The sequence below is a fragment of the Snodgrassella sp. W8124 genome (genome assembly GCF_016100875.1).
Lineage (GTDB): Bacteria > Pseudomonadota > Gammaproteobacteria > Burkholderiales > Neisseriaceae > Snodgrassella > Snodgrassella alvi.
This window is the reverse complement of sequence record NZ_JACFRP010000002.1, coordinates 180,065-200,234: the sequence shown is the minus strand read 5'-3', so window position 1 is coordinate 200,234 and position 20,170 is coordinate 180,065. Positions and strand designations below refer to the sequence as shown.

Annotated in this window: 21 protein-coding genes; 13 read left to right on the top strand and 8 right to left on the bottom strand. The window is 42.0% G+C overall.

What is annotated here, in order from left to right; translation table 11 throughout:
- Position 1 precedes the first annotated feature (1 nt).
- The 4 genes from nrdG (at position 2) to H3U73_RS08825 (ending at position 2,424) form a co-directional block, all read left to right on the top strand.
- The gene (nrdG, locus tag H3U73_RS08840) at positions 2-472 is read left to right on the top strand and encodes an anaerobic ribonucleoside-triphosphate reductase-activating protein (RefSeq protein ID WP_025331637.1); all 471 of its coding nucleotides are present in this window, start codon (positions 2-4) and stop codon (positions 470-472) included.
- A gap of 381 nt (positions 473-853) precedes the next feature.
- Positions 854-1,411 (top strand): hypoxanthine-guanine phosphoribosyltransferase, encoded by a 558-nt coding sequence (locus tag H3U73_RS08835; protein WP_198190447.1) that lies wholly within the window; start codon positions 854-856, stop codon positions 1,409-1,411.
- Between the two features lie 492 nt (positions 1,412-1,903).
- A complete protein-coding gene (locus H3U73_RS08830) occupies positions 1,904-2,104 on the top strand; it encodes a hypothetical protein (RefSeq protein WP_198190405.1) in 201 nt (66 codons plus the stop codon).
- An 89-nt stretch (positions 2,105-2,193) separates the two neighbouring features.
- On the top strand, positions 2,194-2,424 hold the full coding sequence (locus H3U73_RS08825) for a hypothetical protein (protein WP_025331640.1): 231 nt from the start codon (positions 2,194-2,196) through the stop codon (positions 2,422-2,424).
- Between the two features lie 300 nt (positions 2,425-2,724).
- On the opposite strand, the gene H3U73_RS08820 is transcribed toward H3U73_RS08825, so the two are convergent.
- On the bottom strand, positions 2,725-3,123 hold the full coding sequence (locus H3U73_RS08820) for a cytochrome b562 (RefSeq protein ID WP_025331641.1): 399 nt from the start codon (positions 3,121-3,123) through the stop codon (positions 2,725-2,727).
- A gap of 72 nt (positions 3,124-3,195) precedes the next feature.
- Positions 3,196-4,362 (bottom strand): acetylornithine deacetylase, encoded by a 1,167-nt coding sequence (argE, locus tag H3U73_RS08815; protein WP_198190404.1) that lies wholly within the window; start codon positions 4,360-4,362, stop codon positions 3,196-3,198.
- Between the two features lie 129 nt (positions 4,363-4,491).
- On the opposite strand from argE, the gene H3U73_RS08810 reads away from it, so the two are divergent.
- From H3U73_RS08810 to fghA, 6 genes are all read left to right on the top strand, one after another.
- Positions 4,492-4,716 (top strand): RNA-binding S4 domain-containing protein, encoded by a 225-nt coding sequence (locus H3U73_RS08810; RefSeq protein WP_174830728.1) that lies wholly within the window; start codon positions 4,492-4,494, stop codon positions 4,714-4,716.
- Positions 4,713-4,886, top strand: a complete 174-nt coding sequence (locus H3U73_RS08805; RefSeq protein ID WP_198190403.1) for an oxidoreductase-like domain-containing protein — start codon at positions 4,713-4,715, stop codon at positions 4,884-4,886. Before H3U73_RS08810 ends, H3U73_RS08805 begins: the two co-directional genes overlap by 4 nt.
- The gene (locus H3U73_RS08800; RefSeq protein ID WP_198190402.1) at positions 4,883-5,719 is read left to right on the top strand and encodes a PHP domain-containing protein; all 837 of its coding nucleotides are present in this window, start codon (positions 4,883-4,885) and stop codon (positions 5,717-5,719) included. Before H3U73_RS08805 ends, H3U73_RS08800 begins: the two co-directional genes overlap by 4 nt.
- A gap of 582 nt (positions 5,720-6,301) precedes the next feature.
- On the top strand, positions 6,302-7,549 hold the full coding sequence (locus H3U73_RS08795) for a condensation domain-containing protein (RefSeq protein WP_198190401.1): 1,248 nt from the start codon (positions 6,302-6,304) through the stop codon (positions 7,547-7,549).
- Positions 7,550-7,997: 448 nt separating this feature from the next.
- Entirely contained in the window at positions 7,998-9,107 is a 1,110-nt protein-coding gene (locus tag H3U73_RS08790) for an S-(hydroxymethyl)glutathione dehydrogenase/class III alcohol dehydrogenase (RefSeq protein ID WP_198190400.1), read from the top strand.
- Between the two features lie 90 nt (positions 9,108-9,197).
- Positions 9,198-10,031, top strand: coding sequence for an S-formylglutathione hydrolase (fghA, locus tag H3U73_RS08785; protein WP_198190446.1), 834 nt, complete (start codon positions 9,198-9,200; stop codon positions 10,029-10,031).
- 24 nt (positions 10,032-10,055) lie between these two features.
- Here the strand turns inward: fghA and pyrI are convergent, their stop codons facing one another.
- Both pyrI and pyrB read right to left on the bottom strand, forming a co-directional pair.
- Positions 10,056-10,514, bottom strand: coding sequence for an aspartate carbamoyltransferase regulatory subunit (gene pyrI, locus H3U73_RS08780; RefSeq protein ID WP_025331648.1), 459 nt, complete (start codon positions 10,512-10,514; stop codon positions 10,056-10,058).
- 6 nt (positions 10,515-10,520) lie between these two features.
- Positions 10,521-11,462: an aspartate carbamoyltransferase gene (gene pyrB, locus H3U73_RS08775; RefSeq protein ID WP_084554665.1), complete on the bottom strand. Its 942-nt coding sequence runs from the start codon at positions 11,460-11,462 to the stop codon at positions 10,521-10,523.
- 253 nt (positions 11,463-11,715) lie between these two features.
- Here pyrB and H3U73_RS08770 point away from each other — a divergent pair, with 253 nt between their 5' ends.
- On the top strand, positions 11,716-13,896 hold the full coding sequence (locus tag H3U73_RS08770) for a primosomal protein N' (protein ID WP_198190445.1): 2,181 nt from the start codon (positions 11,716-11,718) through the stop codon (positions 13,894-13,896).
- A gap of 116 nt (positions 13,897-14,012) precedes the next feature.
- Here the strand turns inward: H3U73_RS08770 and H3U73_RS08765 are convergent, their stop codons facing one another.
- From H3U73_RS08765 to sstT, 3 genes are all read right to left on the bottom strand, one after another.
- Positions 14,013-14,909 (bottom strand): glycosyl transferase, encoded by an 897-nt coding sequence (locus H3U73_RS08765; RefSeq protein ID WP_037394709.1) that lies wholly within the window; start codon positions 14,907-14,909, stop codon positions 14,013-14,015.
- A gap of 191 nt (positions 14,910-15,100) precedes the next feature.
- Positions 15,101-16,096 carry an LLM class flavin-dependent oxidoreductase gene (locus H3U73_RS08760; protein WP_084563141.1) on the bottom strand — a complete coding sequence of 332 codons (996 nt, stop codon included), beginning with the start codon at positions 16,094-16,096 and terminating at the stop codon, positions 15,101-15,103.
- Between the two features lie 131 nt (positions 16,097-16,227).
- Positions 16,228-17,463 (bottom strand): serine/threonine transporter SstT, encoded by a 1,236-nt coding sequence (sstT, locus tag H3U73_RS08755; RefSeq protein WP_041880555.1) that lies wholly within the window; start codon positions 17,461-17,463, stop codon positions 16,228-16,230.
- A 343-nt stretch (positions 17,464-17,806) separates the two neighbouring features.
- Here sstT and H3U73_RS08750 point away from each other — a divergent pair, with 343 nt between their 5' ends.
- Entirely contained in the window at positions 17,807-18,553 is a 747-nt protein-coding gene (locus tag H3U73_RS08750) for a glycosyltransferase (RefSeq protein WP_084550257.1), read from the top strand.
- Between the two features lie 10 nt (positions 18,554-18,563).
- Positions 18,564-19,136, top strand: a complete 573-nt coding sequence (locus H3U73_RS08745) for a hypothetical protein (RefSeq protein ID WP_025331655.1) — start codon at positions 18,564-18,566, stop codon at positions 19,134-19,136.
- A gap of 11 nt (positions 19,137-19,147) precedes the next feature.
- Here H3U73_RS08745 and H3U73_RS08740 read toward each other — a convergent pair whose 3' ends face one another.
- Positions 19,148-20,170, bottom strand: a complete 1,023-nt coding sequence (locus H3U73_RS08740) for a glycosyltransferase family 2 protein (protein WP_172397384.1) — start codon at positions 20,168-20,170, stop codon at positions 19,148-19,150.

The window sequence follows — 20,170 nt, the reverse complement described above, 5'->3', positions numbered from 1 at the left end:
AATGAATTATCATCAGTATTATCCGGTTGATGTTGTCAACGGTCCCGGAACCCGCTGTACACTGTTCGTAGCCGGCTGTGAGCACAAATGCAGGGGCTGCTATAACGCCACCACATGGCGGACAGATTCCGGTAAACCATTTGACCAGCAGATGGAAGACCTGATTATCAGCGACCTTAACGACAAACGTATTGTGCGTCAGGGGCTGTCGCTCACCGGCGGAGATCCGCTGCACCCGCATAATCTGAATGCTATCCTGAAACTGGTCAGACGGGTACGGCAGGAAACCGAACATAAAGACATCTGGCTATGGACAGGCTACACACTGGCAGAATTATCACCGGCACAAATGCAGGTTGTAAATGAAATCAACACCCTTATCGACGGTAAATTCATACAGGAACTGAAAGATCCGGCATTAATCTGGCGCGGCAGCAGTAATCAGCAGATTCATTACCTGCATCCGGTATAATTCAACCATTTGGCACCATTGTAGTTAACAGATTAATTCTGCATAACAGCAATGGTGCTTCTTTATCTCTTGCTGTCAGAAAATTTTTCTAATAAACCAGTCAGTTATTTTACTCGCTTGTTCTCAGACTGCCCGAAATGGCCGGAATGGCATAAAATTCGCATATTACAAGTAAAATTCTGGGATAATTTACCTTTAATATTCTGGTTTAAACAATCAAAACACATTCGTCTTAGTGCTGCCAAATCACCAGAGCAGCACAAATTTACTCAATTAAACCGTAGACAACACTACCTGCATCTATTCTGAGCATATTGGTGGTCAGTTAATAGTGACATACGGTTTTACTTACCCGGATACACATGGACAATACCAATGAGCATAATTGATGTAACTGACAGACGCGACGAAACTCAGGCAATGCTGGATAAAGCAGATCTTTTGTTTGACCGCAGAACCTGTGAAACCAGGCTGGAGCAAATGGCTGCGGACATCACTGCAGCATTAAGTGATAAATACCCGCTGGTATTACCGGTGATGGGCGGTGCAGTTGTTTTCACCGGAAAATTACTGCCATTACTGCGTTTTCCGCTGGATTTTGATTACATCCATATTTCCCGCTACGGTGATAAACTTAAAGGTGGTAATTATCAGTGGCTGCGTGCCCCGCAGAATGCGGTAGTCGGACGCCACATTCTGGTACTGGATGATATTTTGGATGAAGGGCATACACTGGCAGCCGTAAAAAAACAGATACTGGAAATGGGTGCAGCCAGCTGTTCTACAGCTGTTTTTGCCAACAAACTGATTGGCAAAGAAAAGCCCATTATGGCTGATTTTGTCGGACTGGATGTTCCCAATCGTTATGTTTTCGGGTATGGCATGGATGCTGAAGGTAAATGGCGTAATCTGGACGAAATTTATGCTCTGGCTGAGTAATCGTCAATAACAGTATCTATTGTATGCAGGCCATGGTTATCTACACCGTGGCTCCTTGCTCATTCTTAGATTTTCCGGTTTTGAAATACATATAACATAATCAAATTTAATTCCATCATTATCATTAATAAAATCACGGTTCACTCAAAGCTATAGCATTAAAACTGTATCTAAATCATTAATATATCTACTGCATTAAATGATCATTTTTGAAAGACAGCAAACTGTTTCAAATCTGCTTTGAAATATATTATTTATAAAAAATAAAGAATTAATGCGGGATTAAGCTAATTCATGTTCAAATTTAAATAACAGCCATACAGCACTAATAAAAATGTTAATATCATAATATATCAGCATACATAGAATATATATGTAAAATATACATACAAAATAATATGTTATATTTTATTAAATAATTTTTTTAATGATTACAATAAAAAAATAAAATATTACATTAACTATTGATTATATTATTTAATTAACACATTCTTGACAAATTTAATTACTCGCCAGTATGATGTCTATACCGTATTAAATAGTACGGTCAGCTCTGGAAGGCTGTTTTATCAGACAGATAAACCATTGATATTTTTATTATGGTTTTTTCATATTCTGTTCACCAAGTCATTGGCATATCTTTTCGATGGTAGACAATGGCAGGGAGGCTTTATGCCTGCCGGTTCTGATTAACGGTCTTCCAGCCTTGCCATTCTTCTGCCGCCAGATGCGTCTGGAAGCGCATAGCGGTTTGATTAGAATAATCAGGAAAGGCAGTGTTTATGACTATTTTTGTGGCGGAAAGCCGCCATTTGGAAGCGTATATGTTACGCCTGTTTCCGCCAGCGATGGCTCCAATTACCAATAAGCAGGTTTTACCAGAGTTTTGTCATATTAATTTGCGTGAAAGCAACACCTTTGGTTCTGATATACGCTCATTTATCAGATATAAACTGAAACGCCCTAAAAAAGTAATTATTTACTCAGCCAAGCCTGACAGCAAAGTTAATTGAGTATTATAATCAGTAATGAGATAGTTAGTTTTTATAATATATTATATTTATTGCATTTAGTATATTTTTGTATTAATAGCTACAATTATCTGATTGTAGAAAGGGGATAAAGAAATGTTGCAAAAAAAGGATTGCCTGAAAAATTTAAGATAATGTCCGTACAGACTCATTGATTCCGGTCATTATCTATCAGTTAGTTTATTTGTCTATGTTTCCTGGTTCTTTAGCTTTTTAAGGGGCGGAACCAGGCTTTTTGCATTCTGGACTATCGTTTTTACTGCTATACCGCCCTAGTATCTTTTATTGCCTCATCGCTTTATGCCCTTCATCACGTAATTGCAATATTTTCTTACCTTCTGCCTTAGCCTGTACCATTTTTCCCGCTTTAACCAGATTATTGGTTTTATCAATTTCTGCAATCAATTTATCCATCTCAGCATAGTATGCTCTCAATTTTGGATTATTCGGTGCAGCATTTTCCAGACCGGAAGGTTTTTTTGCTTTAGCGGCCACGGCAGCAGCCCGCATACTGGCCAGAGCTTTACTGGCATCTGCGACTGTTTGCGCTGAATTAAAACGCGCATAACTCATATTAATAGCACTCATATAAACGTTTACGCCATTCGCCTGAACAGTCATCACTGATAATATCAGTGATAATAACAATATCCCTGCAGAGAGAAATTTTTTGGTTGCCATCTGATTTTCCTGTTCTTCAGTTAATCCTAAACATTTTATATATAAAACAGCGCAGAGTTTGATAATACCGTATCAAGTAAATGATAAGCTTTGCACCTGAATCAGTTTGCGTAAAAAGTGATCACAGCGTTCAAGCTGCTCCAGTTCTATATATTCATCAGCCTTATGAGCCACTGTAATACTACCGGGACCACATACAACAGTATTGATACCGCTATTCTGAAACTGGCCGCCTTCAGTCGCATAGGCCACTTTGGCTTGTTGTTTATTATCCACTAGTTGAGTAATCAATGCATGCAGCTGCTGATTATTTGCGTCATTTAAAGCAGGTACCTGTACATTATGGGTTAGCTTAATTGATGCTTCCGGTACCACTGCCTGCATAGCGGGTAAAAGGGTCGTTGCAATATATTGCCGAATCGGTTCAGTCAGTTCTTCTACCGTCATATGCGGCAAATTACGATAATCAAATTCAAAGGTACAATAATCCGGCACAATATTAATAGCAGTACCGCCACGAATCAGGCCAGTTGAAACAGTAGCAAACGGCACATCAAAAGCATGATCCAAATCAGCCCGCTGTTGTAATTGCTGAGCCAGCTGGTTGATAAATACAATCAGACGGGCTGCATATTCAATTGCATTCACACCATCAGGCGTGAGCGAAGAGTGAGCATTTTTACCGTGTACTTCACAACAGAAAGTATGGATCCCTTTGTGGGCCACTACCATTTGCATGGATGTAGGTTCACCAACAATACAGGATTGCGGCTGCAAACCTCTTTTTTCCAGCTCAGCCAGCATCACCGGTGCACCGAGACAGCCGACTTCTTCATCAAAAGACAAAGCAATATGTAATGGGACTTTCAGCTTTGTCTTCTGCATGTCCGGAACCGCAGCCAGTACGCTGGCAATAAAACCTTTCATGTCACTACTGCCACGACCATATACGCGACCATCCCGTATATTTGCTGCAAACGGGTCTGATAACCATTTTTGCCCGTCTACCGGCACAACATCAGTATGACCGGAAAGTACTATCCCACCGGAAGTACTGCCATTAGCAGCCGGGATAGTGACAAACAGATTGGCTTTATCCCCCTTTTCATTATGTGCCAGCCACGGCGACAGTTTACGGCTCTCCAGATAATCGGCCACATAATTAATCAAGGCCAGATTACTCTGACGGCTGGTGGTATCAAAAGCAATCAGCTGACATAACCAGCTAAGTGTATCCACGGCAAATCTCCGGTAAACTCTGGTTAAACCATAGCATATTTTATGCCTTTAGCGTAACCAATACATAAAACAAAATCCTCTTCGACGCTGATAATAGCTACAATAGCTATTTATGGAAAGGTATAACAGATGAAACAGCAATTTGACTTAGCCGGACATCCGCATGTTGCGTTATGTGATCTGCTTAAACTGACCGGGCTGGCAGAAAGCGGCGGCAGAGCCAAACAATTGATTGCCGAAGGTAAAGTACTGCGCAATCAGCAGCCGGAAACCCGTAAAACCGCGAAAATCATTGCCGGAGACAGTATCCGGCTGGGTGACAGTGAAATCAATGTCATTAATAGTGAGTTATGAGCGCACCGGAATTATTAACTCCGCCAGTACCACCGGAAGACTGGGAATGCTGCAATAGTGACTGTGGCGATGCCTGTGTCTGGCAAATTTATTACCGCGAAAAAGCTGCATATGAAGCGATCCAGGCACAGTTGTCCACATCATCTTCTAATAACGAAAAAAGCTCATGAATATTGATTTACATTGTCATTCCACGGTTTCTGATGGCGCACTGACGCCAGCCGAAGTTGTCCGACGTGCTTCTGCTAATGGTTGCAGATTGCTGGCATTAACAGACCATGACCATACCGGTGGTCTGGCTGCTGCGCATGCACAGGCCAAGCAGTCAGGAATCACTTTGATTAACGGGGTGGAAATCTCAGTAAGCTGGCGCGGACGCACTATACATATTGTCGGTCTGAATATATCTCCGGAAGATGAAGTATTACAAACTCTACTCGGACGTCTTCGCAGCGGCCGTTTACAGCGTCTACAGGCCATTGCCGATAAGCTGGCTAAAAAAGGAATTAGTGATGCTTATGAAGGTACACTGGCACTTACTACGAATATAGATATGGTGACACGTACGCATATTGCTGATTTTTTAGTCCAGTCCGGCCATGTAAATAAAAAAGCTGATGCATTTCGCAAATATCTTGGTGACGGTAAATCCTGTAGTGTTAAACATCACTGGGCAGAACTGGCTGAGGTTGTTGCCGCTATCCGGCATGCCGGCGGGATTGCGGTTATTGCGCATCCAATGCGCTATGAGCTGTCTGCTACTGCACGCCGCAATCTGTTCAGTGATTTTAAGGCTTGTGGTGGCGAAGCGATTGAAGTGCATAGTGGGCGTTCTAATCTGAACGATAGACTGAACTATGCCTTACTGGCACAACAATTCGATTTTTTAGCCAGCTGTGGCAGTGATTTTCATCGTGATGGTGATTTTGGTGGTGGCCTGCTCGGCTGCTGTCCTGAACTACCACCTATCTGTAAACCAGTATGGGATCATTTAGCTGATTAACCGTATTATCTCTGATAAATTTTAAATCAAATCAGGTATTTCAAGTTTGTTTCAGTCATAAACCAATCACAAAATGTTTGATTATAATATGCCAAAATCATATAAAAATTCAGATAATAAGAATTAAACAGTAAATCAAATTTTTATTGCCTGTACAGTAATAGCCAGTATGACCGGGAAAGTAAGATATATACGGAAATCCGCTAAAAAAAATAATATTAAAATGTCTATCAATTTTGCTGAAAAACCGTACAGTCTTATTACTTACCAGATATGCGTGCTTACTTCGCTATTAATATTAATAAATAATTGGCCTATTACAGATAAATTTATTTTATTTATATATTACTAATATTGTTGCTTAATAGGCATTACCATTCCAATAAAATGTAAAATATATCTACATATACAATAATTTAATAGCAAATTATCTACAAAATAAAATAAGATTTAAAAATAAATAAAATAACAGTATTAGACTTACCTTATTTTAAATTTGTGTTTTCCTATCGATTTCTTTTTTAACAAAAAATTATTAATCGCTTTTCTGAACTTATTCAAGTCAATATAAAGGAAATAAAAATGAGCACTCAGATCTCTGATATTCAATCAGAGGCGTTAAACTTTATCCGCCCTCTGAACAGACTGGAAAGTGGTATGGCAAATTTGCATACTAATTTTTCAGGAACAACACAATTTACTTTAATTCTGGAGGTTGAAGGTAAACTGGAACCGAGCAGAGTAGAGCAGGCTTTACAAATCATTCAAAAGCAATATGAGGCACTGGCCTCCAAAATTCTTCTACAGGAAAGTCAATGGCATCTGGTTAAATCCTCTTTATCTTTTCCCATAATATTCACCGTCATTACCATACCGGAATTACCCTCAAATGATGTCCGCTCTTTTGATGAATTACTGGAAAGAGAGGTAAATGATCCGTTAGATATCCATCAGCAATTATGCAGATTGACCATGCTGAGTCAGGATAATTTTAATCGCCACTTACTGATACTGACACTGGCTCACGTCATTGCAGACGCCACAGCCGGTCTGAAGATTTTTTCTGAAATATTACGTCTGTCTGCACAAAATTTTTCTGATAAAACTATTGACCGAAATATATCTCCAGAAAATACAGGTTTTAGTTCTGCAAATAAGACAGGACACAGTTATCCTGATTATCAACAAGCTGTAAAAATGTGGAGTAATCCTGCCAGAGAAATCCAAACAGCAAGCTATACGGCCATAATTGAAGCAGAAACTGTTGAAAAATTAAGCTCAATAGCAAGCAGACATAATCTGACCATGAATTCATTATTGACTGCCCTGATTCAGCAGACCAATACTGATTTTTTTAAGCTGGATTCATTTCCCATATTAACTGCGATTAACTGCCATCCGATACTCAACATAGAAGACAGCTTTACCTGCTTAATTCAGCAGGCAATAACCACTATTTCCGGAGATATTTACACCAGTGCACAGCAAATTAAACAGGATATTCTGGATGCCAAAGCAACAGTTGCAGCAAATAAAATGCTGTCACCGATAACGTTACAAAATCTGCAAAAAGATTTGGTTTTTATATATACCAATAATGGCCGGATTAACAAAATAACCGTACCGCCAAACTTCAAGCTGCATAACTTTCGTACCGGAGCCAATATGAACAGCGGCACTCTGACTGCCACCTTTCATCTGGCTTTCCTTAATGGCTGCCTGATACTTTGCCTTTCTTATTACACCAAAATATTACAACGTAAAATTATCAGCCAGTTGATGGAAAGAATTGCCAGACAGCTAACAAATTTCGCCATAAAAGAGTATTGAGCATTTAAAAATCAATAAATTAAATACTCAAAATATAGCTGCGATTGCTGCATTTGACTTGGAAAATCCTTGTTTTAAAGATAATGAGTACACCTATATTTCAGATATATCAGCATTTTCTAACAAGGAAATCAGGCATTTCTGGCTGATTTTTATGCTTGCACATCAGTCAGCGCCACTATTGATATATTAAGTTTGATAGTGGCGCTTTCCGGTTAATAATTTTATTTATACATACAAATATACTATCCATACTGGCATACAAATAAAATTCATTAGAATATCAATATAAATCAGATTTTTACACTCATAATATTTATTCTGCACAGCTTTTCTGGTCTCATATTCAGACTATCAGACTGGCAATTAAGAATCTGACAATTGATTTATTGCTGCAATCCCGTTATGTTAGCCGAATACATGTGCTTATTAATTCAGAGGATAGAGTATGAAATCTCGTGCCGCAGTTGCCTTTGCTCCGGGAGAGGCATTACAAATTGTTGAAGTAGACGTTGCTCCGCCCAAGGCTGGTGAAGTACTGGTAAAGATTACTCATACCGGTGTTTGCCATACTGATGCATTTACTTTGTCGGGCGATGATCCTGAAGGTGTATTTCCGGTTATTCTGGGGCACGAAGGTGCCGGTATTGTGGTAGAAGTTGGTGAAGGCGTCACTTCTGTCAAACCCGGTGATCATGTCATTCCCTTGTATACCGCCGAATGCGGGAAGTGTTTGTTTTGCCGTTCGGGTAAAACAAACCTGTGTACCGCAGTAAGAGCAACACAGGGTAAGGGGCTGATGCCTGACGGCGCAACACGTTTTTCCTATCAGGGAAAACCCATTTACCATTATATGGGTTGTTCAACTTTCAGCGAATATACCGTTGTGGCAGAGGTATCTCTGGCTAAAATCAATCCTGAAGCCAGACATGATCAGGTTTGTCTGCTAGGCTGCGGAGTCACTACCGGTATTGGTGCAGTACACAATACTGCTAAAGTACAGGCAGGTGATACTGTTGCCGTATTCGGGCTGGGTGGTATCGGGCTGGCTGTAGTACAGGGGGCACGACAGGCCGGAGCCGGACGAATTATTGCTGTTGATACCAATCCGGCTAAATTTGCCCTTGCCAGACATTTTGGTGCCACAGAATGTATTAATCCGAACGATTATCAGGAACCTATACAACAGGTAATTATTGGTCTGACTGAATGGGGCGTAGATCATAGTTTTGAGTGTATCGGTAATGTAGAAGTGATGCGTGCTGCTTTGGAATGCGCTCATCGGGGCTGGGGACAAAGCATTATTATCGGCGTCGCCGGTGCCGGTCAGGAAATAGCCACACGCCCTTTTCAGCTGGTTACCGGACGGGTATGGAAAGGATCTGCTTTCGGTGGGGTTAAAGGACGCTCACAACTGCCGCAGATGGTGGAAGAAGCCATGCAGGGTAAAATCGAGTTGACACCATTTATTACTCATACATTGCCGCTGACTGATATTAACCAGGCATTCGAGCTGATGCATACCGGCGAATCAATTCGTACAGTCATTTATTATTAATAATATGCGTATGTGCATACACATTATTAATGTAATTGCCTGTATTTCATCATGTTATAAACTCAATACGGATCCTTTAAAATGGCTGAAATTACTCTGCTGACCACCCATAAACTGTTTAACGGCGAACAACGACGTTACCGGCATTACAGTCACTACAATCAATGTGACATGACATTTTCTGTCTATCTTCCGTCACGTGCCTTACAAGGCTACCGGCTGCCTGTACTGTATTGTCTGAGCGGGCTCACCTGTACTGATGAAAATTTTTCGATGAAAAGTGGTGCACAGCGTTTTGCTGCTGAATGGGGTATTGTTCTGGTTATGCCGGATACCAGTCCGCGCGGTACTGATGTAGCTGATGCAGATGTGCACTATCTGGGACAGGGAGCCGGTTTTTATCTTAATGCTACCCTGCAGCCATGGGCTCAGCATTACCAGATGTATGATTATGTGGTCACAGAACTGCCCGAACTTATCGAAAAACATTTTTCGGTCAATGAACAGCGCAGTTTATGTGGCCACAGTATGGGTGGTCATGGTGCGCTGATGATTGCCCTGAAAAACCCTCAGCGCTACGTTGCTGTATCGGCATTTGCTCCTATCGCCCATCCGGTAGCCGGATCATGGAGTCAGGCAGCATTCTCAACCTATCTGGGAACCAATCAGCAAGACTGGGCTGCATATGACAGTACCGAACTGATCAGCCGGTATCCGTTTTCATTACCAGTTCTTATCGATCAGGGAAGCGGGGATGAATACTATCCTGAGCAATTAAATCCACAGGATTTCGTTCAGGCAGCCAAAGCCAAAGGCATTAACATTCGGTATCATCTGCGTGAAAACTATGATCACAGCTATTATTTTGTCAGTACATTTATAGAAAGCCATATCAGCTTTCATGCCGAAGCATTCGGACTATAAATCACCAGACCGGTTAATTAACAGCTAAGCTTCAATCACGGATTCGCGCGCAAACGTTTTTTCGCAGTAATGACAGCATAAACGGGTTTCGCCATGGCTCACCCGAACAGAAAAATGGCTCTTTACCGGTTCTCCATGGCTGGCACAATTGCTGTTCGGACAACGAAACACTTCACTGATACTTTCCGGTAAAGTCAGTGTACGTTTGCGTACTACCCGAAAATTTTCAATATCATTAACTGTAGCCTGCGGCGCGAACAAAGCCAAACGGTTAGCCGCAGCATCATCAAGATACTGACCGGAAATTTTAATAATATCCTTGCTGCCGGTGGATTTACTGCTCAGATTAAACCCTACCGTAACCGCATCACCGGAATGCAGCAATTTAAACTGGCGCAAAATAGTCAGCCCCTGCCCTACCGGGATGTGATCAATCACAGTACCATCTTTTATTGCCTCAACACTCAGTCTGGTCTGATTCATCATTGTTTATCCTTTTGCTACAACTATATCAATATGTTCATTCAGAATCGCCGCCAGAATAGCCTGCCGCGCATACATACCATTATTGGCCTGCTGAAAATAATAAGCATGAATACTGTCATCGACATCTGCATGGATTTCATCCACACGCGGTAAAGGATGCAAAATACGCATATTCGGTTTAGCCTGCCCGAGCATAGCCGCACACAAATTAAAATGACCACTGATTCTGGCAAACTCCTGTTCATCGAACCGCTCACGCTGAATACGCGTCATATACAGAATATCTGCCCAGGCCAATGCTTCTTCGAGACTGCCGGAAGTCCGGTAATGTACGCCATTATCATCCAGCTGCTCACAGATATAAGCAGGCATTGCCAGAGTTGGCGGAGACACAAAAATAAATTCACACCCCCAGCGACTGAGAGCCTGCGCCAGTGAATGTACAGTACGGCCGTATTTCAAATCACCAACTAAAGCAATTTTAAGATTCTGTAAATGCCCCTGCGTTTCATAAATGGTGACTAAATCCAGCAATGTCTGCGACGGGTGCTGATTCGTACCGTCTCCTGCGTTAATAACAGGCACCCGGGCAAACTCACTGACCACCCGGGCTGCACCATCTTTCGGATGACGCATTACAATTGCATCTGCATAATTACTGATAATTCTGGCGGTATCAGCAAGCGTTTCTCCCTTCTTGGCACTGGTATTGGCACCATCAGCAAAACCAATAACTTTACCGCCCAGCCGCTGGATAGCAGTTTCAAATGACAAACGGGTTCGTGTAGACGGTTCAAAAAAACACGAACCAATTAAACGTCCGTCTAATAAATCAGCCTGAGGCTGCTGTTTTAACTGTAAAGCGAGCGCCAGCAAAAATTCCAACTGCGCAGTAGATAAATCATTAATAGAAATGAAATGTTGCCGATACAGCGGATTAGCCATAATTTAACCTTCAGCATTTATCAATAGGCACAAAAAAACCCGTCTTCAAACGGGTAAAATCTTACGGAAATTAGCTGTACTGATGTAATACCTGTTCCAGACAATCTTGAACATCTGCTGCCAGTATCTGCATCACGCTATCATTCCCGTAATAATAAATTAATACAAATTATCGCATAAACAGCGCAATGATAAAAGCTGGCCAAATTGAGTTACAATCAGCATTTCATTGCCTTTTTTATTTCTACTTACATTGATTTACCATCAACTGGCACTGAATGTGCCCCTGTATTCACTGCTTACCTATGCCCATACCACAGCCCTGCCCGCCGGTACACGGGTAGCAGTACGCTTTCGCAAACGTCTGGTGGCCGCCATAGTATGGGAAAGTAATGTAGAACCGGAAATTGATATCAGCAAAATACGACCAATAGAATCAGTGCTTTCTGATGACTGGCAATTGCCTGAAGACTGGCGCACATTACTCAGTTTTACTGCCCGCTATTATCACTATCCTCTCGGGCAGGCAGTAATGGCAGCGTTGCCGAAGGGACTGCGTCAGCCTGAAGTCGTGCAACTACCCCGACCGGAAGTGATTTACACGTTAAATGCTCTGGGGCATGAACAGCCTCCTCCACCGGCACGCTTTCACAAACAAAATGCATTATGGCAACATCTGCAAACAACATCTGCTACATTACAACAACTTAAGACCATACATTCACAGGCTGCACATTATCTTAATCAGTGGCAACTACAAGGCTGGATACAGACTACTTCAGTTCCGGCCTGCGGCAGCATTCCGGAAAGCCGGCATCAGCTTAATCAGCAACAACTGCTTGCCAGTACAACAGTACAGAATAAATTCGGTCAGTTTGCTCCGTTTCTGTTATATGGCATTACAGGCAGTGGCAAAACAGAAGTTTATTTCGACATCATGGCCAAAATATTGCAGCAGGGCAAACAGGTTTTATTTCTGCTGCCCGAAATCAATCTGACCCCGCAATTATTGCAGCGTGTGCGCCAGCGATTTCCACATACTACTACTGCTCTGCTGCACAGTCAGACTGCTGCCGGACAACGGACAACCAGTTATCTTCAGGCAGCACTCGGACAGGCGGCTTTGATCATTGGCACCCGACTGGCTGTTTTCACTCCCATGCATAATCTGGGATTAATTGTAGTCGATGAAGAACATGATTACTCATTCAAGCAGGAAAGCGAACTGCGTTATCAGGCACGGGATCTGGCTGTGTGGCGTGCGCAGCAGGCAGGATGTCCTATTGTACTGGGCAGTGCCACTCCGTCTCTGGAAAGCTGGTATAAAGCCCAGCAAAAAGATTATCAACTACTGCAATTAAGCGAACGCGCCCATATCAGTGCTCAATTACCGCAAATTCATCTGGTAGATATTCGCCGGTTACCACTGGATAATGGTTTGAGCGACATTATCAAACAAAAATTACAGACCAATTTTGCCAATGGTGGCTTAAGTATGGTCTATCTGAACCGTCGCGGCTTTGCTCCAGCTTTATTCTGCGCCGCCTGCGGGCATACTTTCGGTTGCCCTAACTGCTCGGCCAAGATGGTTTTACATCAGCATGCCGGTCAGCTGCGCTGCCATCACTGTGATTTTCACCAGCGTATTCCACATTGTTGTCCGGAATGCGGTAATCAGGATTTAACAGCTGTCGGGCAAGGAACACAACGCATAGAAGAAAACCTGCAATATCTGTTACCTAAGGCACGTATTCTGCGGGTAGACCGCGACAGCACCACCCACCGGCAGGATTGGTCAGATATTTACAGTAAAATCATTAACCGGCAGGTAGATGTTCTGATCGGTACCCAGATGCTGGCCAAAGGTCATGATTTTCCGCAATTGAATCTGGTTGTTGTTTTAAATGCAGATAACAGTCTTTATAGTGCAGACTTTCGCGCACCAGAACGCTTGTTTGCCGAATTGATGCAAGTAAGCGGCCGTGCCGGCAGAGCAGAATGCAGTGGCGAAGTCTGGGTACAAACCAGACAACCCGAACACAAAGTTTATCAGGCGCTGGCTGCACAAAATTATATTACTTTTGCAACAGCAGAACTGACGGAAAGACAGGAACTGGGCATGCCACCTTTCAGCTATATGGCAGCTATTCGTGCTGACGCCAGAACCATGCGTGAAGCACAGGAACTCCTGCGACAGGCATTACAGGGTATCGGACAACAACAGTCTTTACCGCCCAGTGTCAGTATTTTCGGACCAGTACCAATGTTAATGGCACGGCTGGCCGGTTATGAACGGGCACAGGTCTTTCTGGAAAGTCATAACCGGCGCGAATTACATCACAGCATTACCATATGGCAAAGCTGGCTATTGCATCTGGAAAAAACCAGCCCGCACACACGCTGGCTGATCGATGTAGATCCGCTGGAAATGTAATTATGATGCCATTTGAATTATAAGCATACATTCATTCATTTTTGCCCCTATCAGTAACAAAAAACTGGTCATCAGCCAGATTGGCAGATGACCAGTAATCAGATTTAATTAATAACTTATTCGCGCCCACGCAGACTATGCCAAACACGTGAAAGTAATGGTTTTTGTTTTTTCTGGCGGGTAACTTCATTGCCATCATAACCTACTTGAGATTCCTTAGGGAAAGCACCAAAAGGTTCCACAGCATAATTTTCCAGCTTATAGCCGGCATCCAGAGCTTCCTGATAGTACTGGTCAAACAGCTCAACCAGATCTTTACGCGGATGAGGCAGAATATCACTATCAAACCAATGTTTCTGGCCAGCTGCAGACAAACGCGGGATTGAATACTTATGGCTAAATTGGGTACCCATATCCGAATAATGCAAAATTTTCATCTGCTCGATCGGCATACCTTCACCATCGACACAATTCCATGCAGCTGTATAAGCCTGTACCCATTCAGGATGCTCTTTAAACTTAGCCATCATTTTCTTATGCGAATCAGGGTCAGCACGCAGCGTAGCCTGTTCAGGCAATTTAGCTTTAGCTTTCGCACAATCCCAGACACAAGTACACAAGCGGGTAAAACGTTTGCCCTTGGCATGATCATGCACTTCCTTGGCAGCAACAATTGCTTCACCTTCAATAGGATGCTCCCAAAGTTCGGCTAAATCAGCCAGAATAATCATATCTGCATCCATATAAATAGCCCGGCCTTCATAATTGCAGGCAGCAGGAATACCCCAGCGGAAACCTGAAAACGGTGTTGCCCATTTTTCAGTATGCCAGCCGGCACCAGACTGCGGATCAGAGTACCAGGGGCTTTCCGGGTCATGACTTAACTGCATCCAGACAATTTCCACTGGCCGCGATGTATGTTTATGGATGCTGTAATCCACCACCATCATCTGTTCCAGATCACAGTTATTCGGGTCACAACCCACAAAGACCTTAATTACATCGTTGCTCATGCATATACTCCCGATTTGCTTACGTTATAAAGATAATTGTAATCTTACCGCAAAAATACCAGTAAAAATGATAATATTAATCAAGTAATATTTGATATGAAACAAATAATTCCAATTAAATTTATAAATATCAGACCGGTAGATACCTATTATCAGGTATTAATTCGTTTTAATATGGGCAAGTTAACAGATTAGCCGACAATATCTGCCACACTCTTAAAAATATAATAAGACTCAAGTAATTTATCCATATCATAAATATAACTCACAGCCATTACTTCATCCGGCTGTAAGCGCAGGCGATATTCCTCCAGCTGCTGACGAATAGTATCAGGAGCACCCAGTAATGTGCAGGCAGTAAAGTTACGCACATAAGTTTCCTCCTCAGCAGTCCATAAACCGTGCATATGAGGGACTGGTGGCTGTAACGGCGCCCGGCTATTGCGAACCAGTCCCAATACTGATTGAAACTGCGTAGTTTGCAGGTAACGAGCCTCTTCATCCGTTGCCGCGGCAACAACATTTAAACACAGCATAAAAAAGGGCTTACTCAGCTGAGCAGAAGGCTGGAAACGTTCCCGGTAAATCGCTGCGGCCTCTTCCAGAAAACGCGGTGCAAAATGTGCAGCAAAAACGTATGGCAGTCCCATTTTGGCCGCCAGATAAGCACTATCCGTACTGGAGCCCAGTATATAGAGCGGAATATGTGTACCAATACCCGGATAGGCCTTTACTATTCCCTGACAATTCTCATCGCCAAGATAACGTTGCAACTGCACCACATCATCAGCAAACTGTAATGAAACATCATTTAACTGCCGACGCAACGCTGCAGCTGTTACCCTGTCAGTACCGGGTGCACGCCCAAGTCCCAAATCAAGCCGGTGCGGATAAATGGTTGCTAAAGTGCCATACTGTTCTGCAACCATTAACGGACTGTGATTAGGCAGCATTACTCCTCCGCTGCCTACCCTTATCTTATGGGTATGTGCCAGTGTATGACCAATCAATACCTGAGTGGCAGAGCTAACTACCATCGGCATATTATGATGTTCTGCGATCCAGTAACGCACAAAACCTAACTGTTCAGCAGCCTGTGCCAGACGCAACATATCCTGTATAGCCGCTGCAGCAGTACCTTTATCCCGACGTGGTACCAGATTCAGTATAGAAACAGGAATAGCCATAAATTCCTCACATTGAAGAAAAACAGATATAAATTAAATTCGTCCTATGCGCAGAAAACGAATACTCTGCCCGCGTATAAAAAACCGCTGCATAAATTATACAGCGGCCTATACACAATCATGATACAGGCTTATTCCGGCAGTAACTCAATTTTACTCGGATCTCTTCCCTGCTGTTTGAGTGACACCACAGAGGTAAACAGCATATCGCTGGAAGAATTCAAAACTGTTTCAGCTGAGTCCTGAATTTCACTGATAACGAACCCGATTGCTACCACCTGAGCGGATATAGCCGGATCAATACCAAACATACTGCATGCTACCGGAATCAGTAGCAGCGAACCGCCGGGCACACCGGAAGCACCAAGAGCACATACCGTTGCCAGAATACTCAGCAACAATGTCTGAATAAAGCTCACATCCAGACCTAAAGTATGCACAGTAGCCATCGTCATCGTCGTAATCGTGATAGCTGCTCCATTCATACTCATTGTCACACCCAGAGGAATAGACAGCGAATAAATTTCTTCCGGCAATTGCATACGCTGAGCCAGACGGATATTTACCGGAATATTTGCTGCTGAACTACGGGTAAAAAACGCTGTAATTCCACTATAACGCAAACAGGTAAACACCAGCGGATATGGATTTTTACGAAAATTCAAAAATACAATCAGCGGATTAATCACCAGTGCCACAAACACCATCAGACCCAGTAATACACCAATCAGCTCAAGATAATTCTTCAGCTTAGCCAAACCATCACTCGTAAAGTGGGAAGCAACCAAACCAAGTACACCATAAGGCGCAATTGCCACAACAAGGCGAACCACCCAGATAGTGGCATCCGACCAGTTTTTAATCACCGATTTCGTTGCCTCACTACTCTGGCGTAATGCAATACCCAATGCTGTTGACCATGCCAAAATACTCAGAAAATTACCGGTTGCCAGTGCATCAACCGGATTATCTACAAACTTGAGCACAATATTCATAAGAATTTCTGCCACACCTTCCGGCGGTTTTTCAGATATCGGCGGTACATCCATTACCAGCTGTAGCGGATATAAAAAACTTACCGTAGAAGCCAGTACAGCAGAAATCAGAACAGTAACAGCATATAACCATGCTACTGACTTAATACTGGAAACATTATCAAATTTATTATTAACAATAGAAGATATGACTAATACAAAAACCAGTATCGGAGCAGCTGCACGTAAAGCCTGAATAAATACCTTACCCAGAAATTCCAGTTTCACCCCGTACTGCGGTAAAAACGCCGCAATAAACGCGCCGATAATCATACATATCAGCATGCGTACAATCAGATTACTCTTAAATAATACCCATAAAAGCTTCTTCATTCACAATCCTTGGTTATCGCCGGATTCAAACACATTTAAAAACAGATACAAAATATCATCAGAACTGACAATAAATCTGTGAACAGCAAATTATCTCTCATCAGAAAATCTGTTTTAATCCGTCTTTTCAACACCATTAAACCTTAACAGAAAACCATTTCAGTTTACCTAGCAGATAATAAGTTTAGCATTAAAACGAACACAAACAGCGAATAATCAATAAAACCGCGAAAAACAGTTAAAATCAATCAGCAATTTATTATTCTTAATCAATGGAATCAAACTATACAAAAATCTAAAATGCTATACTCCCACACCAGTAACCACCCAGACAAAATATGCCATGGACACAGCTTCACAAAACTACATACTATGCATGAAATGGGGGCAAAAATATGATGCTGAATACATCAACCGCCTCTATAACATGGTGCAACGCCACTTAACGCTACCATTTACCATGATTTGCCTGACAGATGATGCTAAAGGCATCAATCCGGCTGTTCAGTGTTATCCGCTGATACCTCTTGATTTGCCTCAGGGTCTGCCTGAACGTGGCTGGAACAAACTGACAACATTCAGTGCAGATTTATACGGTTTACACGGTACAGCTTTATTTCTTGACATAGACATAGTCATAATCGATAACATAGACTGCTTCTTCACACATCCTTCCAGCCGTCAGGACGAAGTATGGATTATTCGTGACTGGAAAAAGCCGTGGCGAAAAGTCGGCAATAGCTCAGTATACCGATTTCAGATTGGTGCATTACCAGATTTAATGAACTATTTTCGCAAGCATTTCCAGACTATCCGTCAGCAATTTCGTCATGAACAGGCATTTTTATCATGGTATGTGCGCGAAAATCATAAACTAAGTTACTGGCCTGAAAACTGGTGTCTGAGCTATAAATATGACGTATTAAAAAAAATGCCTTATGCGCTATGGCAGCCACCGGAAAAGCCGGATTACGGCAAAATTATCATCTTTCATGGCGAAGTTAATCCTCCGGATGCCATCAGGGGAGGCGGAGGAAAATGGTACCGTAAAGTTTTACCAGCTCCATGGTTAAAAAATTATTGGCAATAAAATTACTATTATGAAAATCGTACAAGCACACAGTAAATTCTTCATCATTGGCAATGCTGACGAACAAAATTCTATTGCCGGATTAATTCATGAAGACGATATCGTAGTCCGCTTTAACACCCCCAATCCAAACTGTACACTTATGGCCGACTGGGTATTTATTGCCAATGGCTACACACAAATCAGACATCTGAATATTGATCATCAGTTTTTTAAACCTGACACACAAATATTTTTCCGATATACCACAAAAGATATTTGTCTGGGACGATATCAGAATATTCCTTTACATAAACGGATAAAATATATTTGGCGCTTTCCTAAATGGATTAAACACTCTCATCTGGATCAATATCAAATAAACACGATACCTACAGATACTTATCAGCACTGTGCCAATACACTGGGTTTTCGCCAGCCAAGCACAGGTTTACTGGCCATTGATTACATTTGTCAGCATTATCCGGAAAAACAAATTTATATACATAATTTCACCAGTGAAGGCTGGACGGGGCATAACTGGGATGATGAAAAAAAACTAATTTATAAATGGATTACCGAAGGTAAAATAACTGCAATCTGAACAGAAAATATTTACCTGCATGAGAATCGGGCTAAACCTGATTTTAATATCAGTTTAGCCGCCTTGTCCCACATACCCGTACGTACTAATAACGAAACAGTTGCGCAAGTCGATAACTGTTTTTGTGCATATAGCTCTTTAGCCAAAAGCAAAATATCGGCTTTTTCCATTTCCGGAAGATTCATTTTTCTGAGTTTACGACACAACCTGAAATAATAAAGATGAGCTTTATATAATAAATAAGCACAGCACTTTTTATCATCAACCACTTTATCAGCATATTCAGCCTGTGTCAGATAAGCCCTGATACCATATACCTGTTTCAGACTCATTTTCTGCACAATCGAATCCGGCCAGATACGATAATGTACTAAAGTTTGCGGATAATAAAAGTAAGTCTGACATTGATTCAGAATAATCGGAGTATTCGCAATATCTTCATAGGCAGGTATAGTGAAATCACTCGAATCTGTTACCAAAGTACGCCGGAAAACTTTATTCCAGAAATAATGTTTACCATCCATAATTGCAAGGCGGTATAACTCACCGTTATTCTGATGCAGCAAAGTATTTGCGGGAGTAACTGATAAATGTTCATGGTATTTAATTTTACCACTACCATCAAAAAAAACATCATAATCAAACAGTACTACATCCGGATGATACTCACTCAGAATATTCCTTATCTGCCGTACCGCTTGCGGTTCAATCAAATCATCTGAATCAATAAACCAGACATATTCAGCATGACTGGCCTGCAACAGACACTGGCGAACCTGAGTAATACCCAGATTTTTCTTTCCGCACAGTACACGAATATTCACTTGCGGATAACTCTGCTGATATTTGCGAATCACACTAAGTGAATTATCCGGTGAACAATCATCATAAAATATAACTTCAGTTAAAGCAGTCAAATCCGGAAATAAAGCATCCAGCAATCCGGAAAGATACGATTCAACATTAAATACAGGAATCAGAATACTTAAATCTACTTTATCTGTACCTGCATAATTATCTTTTACCCCATTCAC

Coding starts and splice junctions, on each gene's coding strand:
- sstT (WP_041880555.1), bottom strand. CDS start 17,463: ATGAAGAAGCTTTTATGGGTATTATTTAAGAGTAATCTGATTGTACGC.
- H3U73_RS08800 (WP_198190402.1), top strand. CDS start 4,883: ATGAATATTGATTTACATTGTCATTCCACGGTTTCTGATGGCGCACTG.
- pyrI (WP_025331648.1), bottom strand. CDS start 10,514: ATGAATCAGACCAGACTGAGTGTTGAGGCAATAAAAGATGGTACTGTG.
- H3U73_RS08820 (WP_025331641.1), bottom strand. CDS start 3,123: ATGGCAACCAAAAAATTTCTCTCTGCAGGGATATTGTTATTATCACTG.
- H3U73_RS08795 (WP_198190401.1), top strand. CDS start 6,302: ATGAGCACTCAGATCTCTGATATTCAATCAGAGGCGTTAAACTTTATC.
- H3U73_RS08790 (WP_198190400.1), top strand. CDS start 7,998: ATGAAATCTCGTGCCGCAGTTGCCTTTGCTCCGGGAGAGGCATTACAA.
- pyrB (WP_084554665.1), bottom strand. CDS start 11,462: ATGGCTAATCCGCTGTATCGGCAACATTTCATTTCTATTAATGATTTA.
- H3U73_RS08765 (WP_037394709.1), bottom strand. CDS start 14,909: ATGAGCAACGATGTAATTAAGGTCTTTGTGGGTTGTGACCCGAATAAC.
- H3U73_RS08745 (WP_025331655.1), top strand. CDS start 18,564: ATGAAAATCGTACAAGCACACAGTAAATTCTTCATCATTGGCAATGCT.
- nrdG (WP_025331637.1), top strand. CDS start 2: ATGAATTATCATCAGTATTATCCGGTTGATGTTGTCAACGGTCCCGGA.
- H3U73_RS08805 (WP_198190403.1), top strand. CDS start 4,713: ATGAGCGCACCGGAATTATTAACTCCGCCAGTACCACCGGAAGACTGG.
- H3U73_RS08750 (WP_084550257.1), top strand. CDS start 17,807: ATGGACACAGCTTCACAAAACTACATACTATGCATGAAATGGGGGCAA.
- H3U73_RS08810 (WP_174830728.1), top strand. CDS start 4,492: ATGAAACAGCAATTTGACTTAGCCGGACATCCGCATGTTGCGTTATGT.
- H3U73_RS08760 (WP_084563141.1), bottom strand. CDS start 16,096: ATGGCTATTCCTGTTTCTATACTGAATCTGGTACCACGTCGGGATAAA.
- H3U73_RS08825 (WP_025331640.1), top strand. CDS start 2,194: ATGACTATTTTTGTGGCGGAAAGCCGCCATTTGGAAGCGTATATGTTA.